The following is a 7,062-nucleotide window of genomic DNA, read 5'->3' on the forward strand; positions in this document are numbered from 1 at the left end:
CCCATGCCGCTCGCTGTGCTCGACCCCGCCCCGGCCGCCGAACCGCCGCTGGAACCGGCGACGCGCGATCCGGGCGACCTGCCGGTCGGGGAGGCCTCCCGCCGCCGGGCGCTGCCCGGACACCTGGTGCTCGTCGCGTTGGCAGTGTTCGCGGTGTTCCCGATCTACTGGATGTACGCGACGTCGCTGCGCCGCCCGGGCGACGTGCTCGACGTGTCGCCGCTGCCGTGGCCGCTCTCCGGGGCGAACTACGAGTACGTCCTGAAGGCCATCCCGATAGCGAAGATGCTGCTGAACACGTTCCTGGTAGCGGCCTCGACGAGCGTGCTGCAACTGCTGGTCGCGCTGCTCGCCGCGTACGCGTTCGTCGCCTGGACCTTCCCCGGCCGCAAGCTGCTGTACCTGCTGTTCGTCGGGGCCTGGCTGGTTCCCTTCCAGGTCACGATGATTCCGAACTATGTCTATCTGTCGCAACTCGGCCTGCTCAACGCGTTGGCCGGCGTGGTCGTGCCCACCGTGTGCTCGACGATGGCGATCATGCTTTTGCGCCAGCACTTGCAAGCCTTTCCTACGGAACTGCTCGACGCGTCCCGGATGGACGGACGCTCGTCGTGGCTCACGCTGTGGACGGTCGTGGTCCCCAACCTGCGCCCGGCGCTGGCCTCGCTGACGATCCTGCTGTTCATCTCGGCGTGGAACGACTACTTCTGGCCCGCGCTGGTGCTGCAGCGCACGGACTCCGTGGTGCAGATCGGCGTCCGCGGCTTCCTGTCGGCCGAAGGCGACAACTGGGGCGCGGTGATGGCCGCGTCCGGCATCGCGTGCCTGCCGATCTTCGCGCTGTACCTGTTCCTGCAACGGCAGGTGATGGACGCGTTCGTGCGGTCCGGACTTCGCTGACGCGGGCGCGGACGTACAGTTCAATCATGCCGTTCGGCATGACTCGGCCGCTCAGAGCGGCGCTTCGCGGGGTATCGACGCCCGCTGAACTGCTCTGCCGTCTCTCGCATCCATCTCTGGCATCGCGGTACCCGCGCGCGGCGACCCTGGAGCAACTCATGGCCGCCGCCGCGCACGAGGCAGCGCTCCGGCGGCACCCGTACGTCTCGCCGGAACACGTCGTGCTGGCTGCGGCCCGTCAGGCCGGAGACACCCGGGTGGCCGCCAGTCTTGCGGCCCAGCTGGAGGCTCGAGCGGTGGCGACGAGGAGCTGGTGGCGCCCGCTGGGCCGGAATTCCGCCCTGCGGCCCCGCAAGCAGCGGTTGCTCGACGATCAGCAACGGGCTGCGCGGGAGCTTGAGCTGGACCCCGACCTTCCAGATTCGCCGGGCGGGTGATTCGCGTGGCTGGCCCGATGCAGGCCACCGCTGGAGGTCCGCAGGGAACTCACCAGACGAGGTGCGGGCCGCGACGCGCCGGCCGATGGCCGAAGGCGCGGACGTGATCAAGGTGTGCGCGACCGGCGGGAGCTCGCACACCCGGCACGGTCAACGCCGCCGGGTTGCTGGGCGTGTCGGACCGTCTGGGCAGCATCTCCGCCGGGAAGATCGCGGATTTCGTGGTGCGCGAAGGGGATCCGCTCACGGACATCGAGATTCTCGGCGATCGGCGGGCGGTTTCCTTGATCGTGCAGGACGGCGAGGTGAAGCAGGACTCGCTGGAGTAGTTCGGGGTTCCGGATCGCGGCGCCGCTTCGCGAAACTGAAAGGGCGGAGCTGATCCGAGCGCGGCGACGAGCGGCGCGATTCAGCGTGGAGGCTCATGTCAGTGCGCGCGTATCGCGGCACGCGAGGCCGAGCGGCGTGGCAGCAGCACGGCCAGTGCGAGGAACCAGGCCATCCCCAAGTAGCGGCCGAGCGGCAGAAGCGGGGTGGCGTCCTTGAACAGCAGGGAAAGCACGGACAGCACCGACAGGGCGGCTGCCGTGAGGCCGAGCCAGTTGAGCCACGAGGGGAGGCGGCCGGCCGTGCGGGTGGCGGCTGCGATGGCGCCGATGAGGATTCCCGTGGTGGTGACCTGGGCGGCCGCGCCGGTGATGAAGCTCAGGTCCAGGACGGCGCGGTAGACGGACGGGGCGTCGCCGGTGTTGGGAAGCGAGAGAATCCATTGAACGCTGGCGGACAGGAGCAGGAACGCGGCGGCGACAGTGCCGGATGTGCGGGTCAGCGTGGCCGAGGCGGCGTGCCCGATCCGGTGCACGTAGTCGGCGGCGCAGCCGGCGAAGACCAGCAGCGCCAGGGCACTGATCGCTTGGCAGAAAGCCGCGACCGGAACGGTGCCGTGACCGGCGATGGCCAGATAACGGGCCAGGTCCGCGTTCGTGGAGTAGGGCGTCACCAAGGAAGCGCCGCCGTTTTGTCCGAGGACGTTCGGCAGGACGAGCGAGGCGAGGAAGAACAACACGTAGCAGGCTCCGGCCAGCGCGCCGATCCGAGGGCGGGTCTGGGCATCGCTTGTGGTGGGCATGGAAGCAGTTCTCCTTGGGGAGTAATGGAAAGAGTGCGGGTTCGCCTGTCAGCGGCTGACGGTCTGCCAGAACGAACAGTGATGCTGCATCGCGAAGTCGACCTGCCGCGCGCCGTCCGTGGACAGGGACGGCATGGGCATCCCCGGGCGGTATCGCGGCCATGTCGGGGCTGCGTCGCTGTTCGGATTTCCGGTTCTGGCGAATGAGGTCCAGTAGCTGATCATCGTCTGGGACAGGGCGGGGCTGGGCGGTGCCTGGCGGGGGCCGGCGAAGGTGCCGTCGAACAGGTAGGGCAGTTCCGCTCCGTGCGCGGCGCCCATCGGGAAGGTCCCGATGCGCTGACCGTCGTCCTGCGCGAATTCGTAGGCGTAGACCGGGGCGTGCCGGGCGGCGGCGGTGTCGGCGGGCGGTGCTGCGCAGGAACCGAGTTTGGCTCCCCAGTCGGTGAGCACGGTCGCCAGCGCGAGGCCTGGTGTCGGGTAGCGGCCGGCTGGATACTCGGCGAGCGCCCGGTCGGCGTCGGCACCGAAGACCTGCCGCAGGATCGCCGGGTAGCGTGCCAGCGTCACGGGTTGCCCGCGAGCGTCGTTGTCGAGCGCGACGAAGGGACGCATTTCGTCGCGGGTGGTGCCCTGGATGAGGGGGATGCCGCGAGCCGTGGCGCTGCGCAGCGCGTCGAGTGGCTGCACCGGCAGAGCGGGGGTGCCCGCCACCGGCGTCCACGGCATGTCGCGCAGTCGGCCGGTGGAGCTGAAGGCCTGGTCGTCGTCCAGCCCGACGAGGTCGTCGGCGGGTTTCGCGCGCAGGCACGCGCCGACATCGGCGGCGACGGCACAGCCGAGGCGGGCTGCGACGCGGGCACCTCGGTCCTGCGCGTCCGCTTCGGACACGAAGGAGTTGCCGCAAGGTCCGCTCTGCACGATCGCCTTGTCGAACAGGCCGCGAGCTCGTGGCGAGGCTAGTTGGGCGCACACGCTGAACGCGCCGGCGGACTGGCCGAACGCCGTGATGTTGTGCGCGTCGCCGCCGAACGCGCCGATGTTGTCGCGGACCCAGCGGAGCGCGGCTTGCTGGTCGGCCAGCCCGTAGTTGCCGGTCCAGGCATCGTCGCCGAGGGCGCGGTCGTGGAGGAATCCCAGCGCGCCCAACCGGTAATTGATCGTGACCACCACGACGTGGCCGGCGACTGCCAGTCTCGTCGGGTCGTAGTCGCTGCCGGCGCCGCTGACGAACCCACCGCCGGGGATCCAGACCATGACCGGCAGATGCGCGTGCTCGTCAGTCGCGGGCGTTGTGACGTTCAGATACAGGCAGTCCTCGCTGCCGATGGTCGCTGGCCTGGTTGAGGAACCCTGGCCGAGCTGGGCACAGCGGTTTCCCGGCTTCGTGGCGTTTCGTACGCCTCGCCAAGGGGTGACCGGTTCGGGAGCCCGCCATCTGCGGTCGCCCACCGGGGGTGCGGCGAACGGGATTCCGGAAAACGTGCGGTGCCCGGCGGAGAGCACGCCCCGGAGCACGCCGTCCCGGACCTTGATCAGATCCGACATTGGCGGCGGAGAGGCCGCAGCGCTTGCCGCGCAACCGGAACCGGCCAGCGCGACGCAGACGGCGGCGGCCACCCTCAGGGCTCGGTGCCGCCACAGAGAAGCGATCATGCCGGTCATGGTGCGTCGTCGACCGGGGTCGCCGCGTCGCGTCACGGAAGTATCCATCCGTACTCCACCTGGTGTACCGAACCCGGGCGCGGCTGGCGTTCGATCAGCAGTACGCCTGCGGACGTACGCGGGAATGCGCTTGTGGGACGACGCCCTCGCGAAACGCGCCGTGGAGGATGAGCTGGTGGGACATCGCCGTGGGCTGGGAGTGCCGGGTGCGGACACCGGCTGGAATGGGCGGCGACGCGCGCTGCGCTCCGGTACACGCCTCCTGCCGCCTCGCGGTGACCTGCTGTTCGGGGCGGTGGTGATGACGGTCGCGGTGGCCACGGCGGCGGCGCTGGCCGTCCACCACGGCCTGGCGTGGACAGCGGGGTGTCTCGTGGCCGCGGTCGCCGGGGCCACCGTCGCCTGGTGGCGCGTGGGGCCGACGCCGGCCCTGCTGACGGCGTTCGGCATGTATCTGGCCGACACCGTGCTGGGGGTGGCGGCAGCGCCGGTGTTCCTTCCGCTGATCGTCACCTTCGTGGCCGCCGTGGTCATCGGCCGCCGGTGGATCGCCTACGTGGTGCTCGCCGCTGGCTATCTGGTGGCCGTCGGAGTTCCGGTCCCGGGCTGGAGTGCGCCGACCGTGCTGTCCTCGGCCGGCTTGGCCGCGTGGTTTCTGGTGCTGGCCGCGGGCGCGGAAATCGTCCGGGTGCGTCGCCAAGCCCGCCGCGCGCGGGCAGCGGAGCTGGCCAGCGAGACAGAGGCCCACCAGGAGCAGGCGTTGCGCCGTGCCGGGGAGGAACGCCTGCGGATCGCGCGCGATCTGCACGACGTGCTCGCCCACCAGCTGGCGCTGATCACGGTGCAGGCCAACGCCGGGCTCGCCCTCCTGCCCCGCGATCCGCTCGCCACCGAACAGGCCCTGATCGCGATCAAGGACGCAGGCAACGCGGCCCTGGGGGAGCTGCGCAGCGTGCTCGACACCCTTCGCGCGCCGACGCCGAACCGTCCCAGCCCACGGATCTCGGGAACCCGCGACCTCGCCGAGTTGCTCGACGCGGTACGGGCGGCGGGACTGGCCGTCCACGCGCACACCGCCGGCGCGCTGCCGGACCTGCCCACCCCGGTCGACCAGGCCGCGTACCGGATCGTGCAGGAAGCAGTCACCAACGCGATCCGCCACGCGGGTGCCGGCACCCGCATCGAGCTGCATCTGGCGCTCCGGGCGGATCAGCTGGAGGTGACCGTGACCGACGACGGTGCCGGATCCCCGGGAAACCGGGCGGACGGCAGCGGCAAGGGGCTGCCCGGCATGCGGGAGCGCGCCACCGCGCTCGGCGGGACCCTCGCCGCCGGGCCGCTGCCCGGCGGCGGTTATCAGGTCGCCGCCGCCTTGCCGATCCGCGAAGACGCGACGCCATGACCGCGCGCCAGCCGACCCCGCCGATCCGGGTGGTGCTCGCCGACGACCAAGCCCTGCTGCGCGCGGGAATCCGGGTGCTCTTGGAAACCCAGCCGGACATCGCGGTGGTCGGCGAGGCCGGGGACGGCGAAGCCGCGATCGCCCTGACGACCCGTCTGCGCCCCGACGTGGTCCTGATGGACATTCGCATGCCCGGCCTCGACGGCTTGGCCGCTGCCAAGCGGATCGCCGCCGGCCCGGACTCGTCGGGCACGCGGGTCGTCATCCTGACGACCTTCGACCTCGACGAGTACGTGTTCGAGGCGCTGCGGATCGGGGCCGCCGGATTCCTGGTCAAGAACAGCGAACCGGACGAACTCGTGCGCGGCGTCCGCGCCGCCGCGGCAGGAGACGCGCTGCTCGCCCCCGGCGTCACCCGCCGCCTGATCGCCGAGTATTCCCAGCGCGCCAAACCAGCCCCTGCGGCGGCGGCTGGCCTTTCCGCGCTCACCGAGCGGGAACGCGAGGTGCTGGTGCTGGTCGGGCTGGGACTGTCCAATGACGACATCGCCGCCCGGCTCGTCGTCAGCCCGCTGACCGCGAAAACCCACGTGTCCCGCATCATGCTCAAACTCGCCGTGCGCGATCGCGTGGGACTGGTCGTGCTCGCCTACGAGACCGGCCTCGTCCGCCCGGGCTGGACCGTGAGCTGAGCGGGCGGGGCGTACTCCCGCGGGAGTACCCGGCAACGCTTCCCGCGGGCGACGCGGCGATCCGCCCGGCCCTCGCACCATGACCGCATGACTTCGCTCCCGCGAACCCGCCGGAGGACGCGGCGCATCGCCCTCATCGCGCATCTGGCTACCTCCATGAGCTGGCTGGGGCTGGACATCGTGCTCCTCACCCTCGGAGTGCACGCCGCCGCACATCCGCCCGACCGGCACGCGAGCTACCTCACGGCGCAGTTGCTGCTGAACACCCTGCTCCTGCCTCTGGGCCTGGCCTCGATCGCCACCGGCCTGCTCCTGATGCGCACCGGGCCGTGGCGTTTCCGGCGCGACCACTGGGCCACCGCGAAACTTCTGATCAGCGCAGCGGCGGTCCCGCTGGCCTGGCTGGCACTGCGTCCCAGAGCCACCCAGGCCGTCGCTGCCACCGCAGCGGGCGCCGACCCGCACCCGCTGTTCGCCAACCTCTATGCGCCGGGCCCGACCCTGATCATCGCTCCCGCCGTGGCCTGCGCGCTTTACCTCGCCGCCACCGCGCTCGGCGTGCTCAAACCCGGACGCACCCGCCGCCCGGTCCGCCAGTAACGCCCGAGGGTTGGTCGCCGACTACCGCAGAAGCGCGAAGGACGTTCGCGCCGCGAGTGTTGGCTGGGTCTCCGGTCCGTTCCGCGGCGGGCTCGGGGCCGCAGGGGGTTTCGCGACGGGAGCCGGGGATCGGAGCGAGGGTCATGGATCCATCGAGCGGGTCGGCGGGGATGTCGGCCGAGGATGCGAAGGCGTTGTGCCGGCGCAGCATCGAGATCATGGCTGACGGTGGGTTGG

The 7,062-nt window shown here is 71.1% G+C and carries 7 protein-coding genes and 1 pseudogene; 6 read left to right on the forward strand and 2 right to left on the reverse strand.

Annotated features, from left to right (window positions below):
- The first annotated feature begins 3 nt into the window (after positions 1–3).
- The 3 genes and pseudogenes from L942_RS16410 to L942_RS42970 form a co-directional block, all read left to right on the forward strand.
- Positions 4–900, forward strand: a complete 897-nt coding sequence (locus tag L942_RS16410) for a carbohydrate ABC transporter permease (RefSeq protein WP_037361007.1) — start codon at positions 4–6, stop codon at positions 898–900.
- Between the two features lie 26 nt (positions 901–926).
- On the forward strand, positions 927–1,337 hold the full coding sequence (locus tag L942_RS16415; RefSeq protein WP_158684477.1) for a hypothetical protein: 411 nt from the start codon (positions 927–929) through the stop codon (positions 1,335–1,337).
- A gap of 158 nt (positions 1,338–1,495) precedes the next feature.
- Positions 1,496–1,666: pseudogene (locus L942_RS42970) on the forward strand (amidohydrolase family protein); the annotation flags it as partial.
- A gap of 98 nt (positions 1,667–1,764) precedes the next feature.
- Here the strand turns inward: L942_RS42970 and L942_RS16420 are convergent.
- On the reverse strand, positions 1,765–2,466 hold the full coding sequence (locus L942_RS16420) for a hypothetical protein (RefSeq protein WP_037361012.1): 702 nt from the start codon (positions 2,464–2,466) through the stop codon (positions 1,765–1,767).
- A gap of 48 nt (positions 2,467–2,514) precedes the next feature.
- The gene (locus L942_RS16425) at positions 2,515–4,122 is read right to left on the reverse strand and encodes a carboxylesterase/lipase family protein (RefSeq protein ID WP_037361118.1); all 1,608 of its coding nucleotides are present in this window, start codon (positions 4,120–4,122) and stop codon (positions 2,515–2,517) included.
- Between the two features lie 184 nt (positions 4,123–4,306).
- Between L942_RS16425 and L942_RS16430 the strand changes: the two genes are divergently transcribed.
- From L942_RS16430 to L942_RS16440, 3 genes are all read left to right on the forward strand, one after another.
- Positions 4,307–5,533: a sensor histidine kinase gene (locus L942_RS16430; RefSeq protein ID WP_158684479.1), complete on the forward strand. Its 1,227-nt coding sequence runs from the start codon at positions 4,307–4,309 to the stop codon at positions 5,531–5,533.
- Entirely contained in the window at positions 5,530–6,225 is a 696-nt protein-coding gene (locus tag L942_RS16435; protein WP_037361015.1) for a response regulator transcription factor, read from the forward strand. The genes L942_RS16430 and L942_RS16435 overlap by 4 nt, the downstream gene beginning before the upstream one ends.
- 87 nt (positions 6,226–6,312) lie before the next feature.
- Positions 6,313–6,825, forward strand: coding sequence for a hypothetical protein (locus L942_RS16440; protein WP_037361017.1), 513 nt, complete (start codon positions 6,313–6,315; stop codon positions 6,823–6,825).
- The last annotated feature ends 237 nt before the right edge of the window (positions 6,826–7,062 follow it).

This window comes from Amycolatopsis orientalis DSM 43388 (assembly GCF_000411975.1).
In the GTDB taxonomy this organism is placed as follows: domain Bacteria; phylum Actinomycetota; class Actinomycetes; order Mycobacteriales; family Pseudonocardiaceae; genus Amycolatopsis; species Amycolatopsis orientalis_D.

Bases quoted from the DNA above. Each gene is read 5' to 3' on its own strand.
- L942_RS16425 (WP_037361118.1), bottom strand. From the start codon at position 4,122: ATGATCGCTTCTCTGTGGCGGCACCGAGCCCTGAGGGTGGCCGCCGCC.
- L942_RS16415 (WP_158684477.1), top strand. From the start codon at position 927: ATGCCGTTCGGCATGACTCGGCCGCTCAGAGCGGCGCTTCGCGGGGTA.
- L942_RS16410 (WP_037361007.1), top strand. From the start codon at position 4: ATGCCGCTCGCTGTGCTCGACCCCGCCCCGGCCGCCGAACCGCCGCTG.
- L942_RS16435 (WP_037361015.1), top strand. From the start codon at position 5,530: ATGACCGCGCGCCAGCCGACCCCGCCGATCCGGGTGGTGCTCGCCGAC.
- L942_RS16420 (WP_037361012.1), bottom strand. From the start codon at position 2,466: ATGCCCACCACAAGCGATGCCCAGACCCGCCCTCGGATCGGCGCGCTG.
- L942_RS16440 (WP_037361017.1), top strand. From the start codon at position 6,313: ATGACTTCGCTCCCGCGAACCCGCCGGAGGACGCGGCGCATCGCCCTC.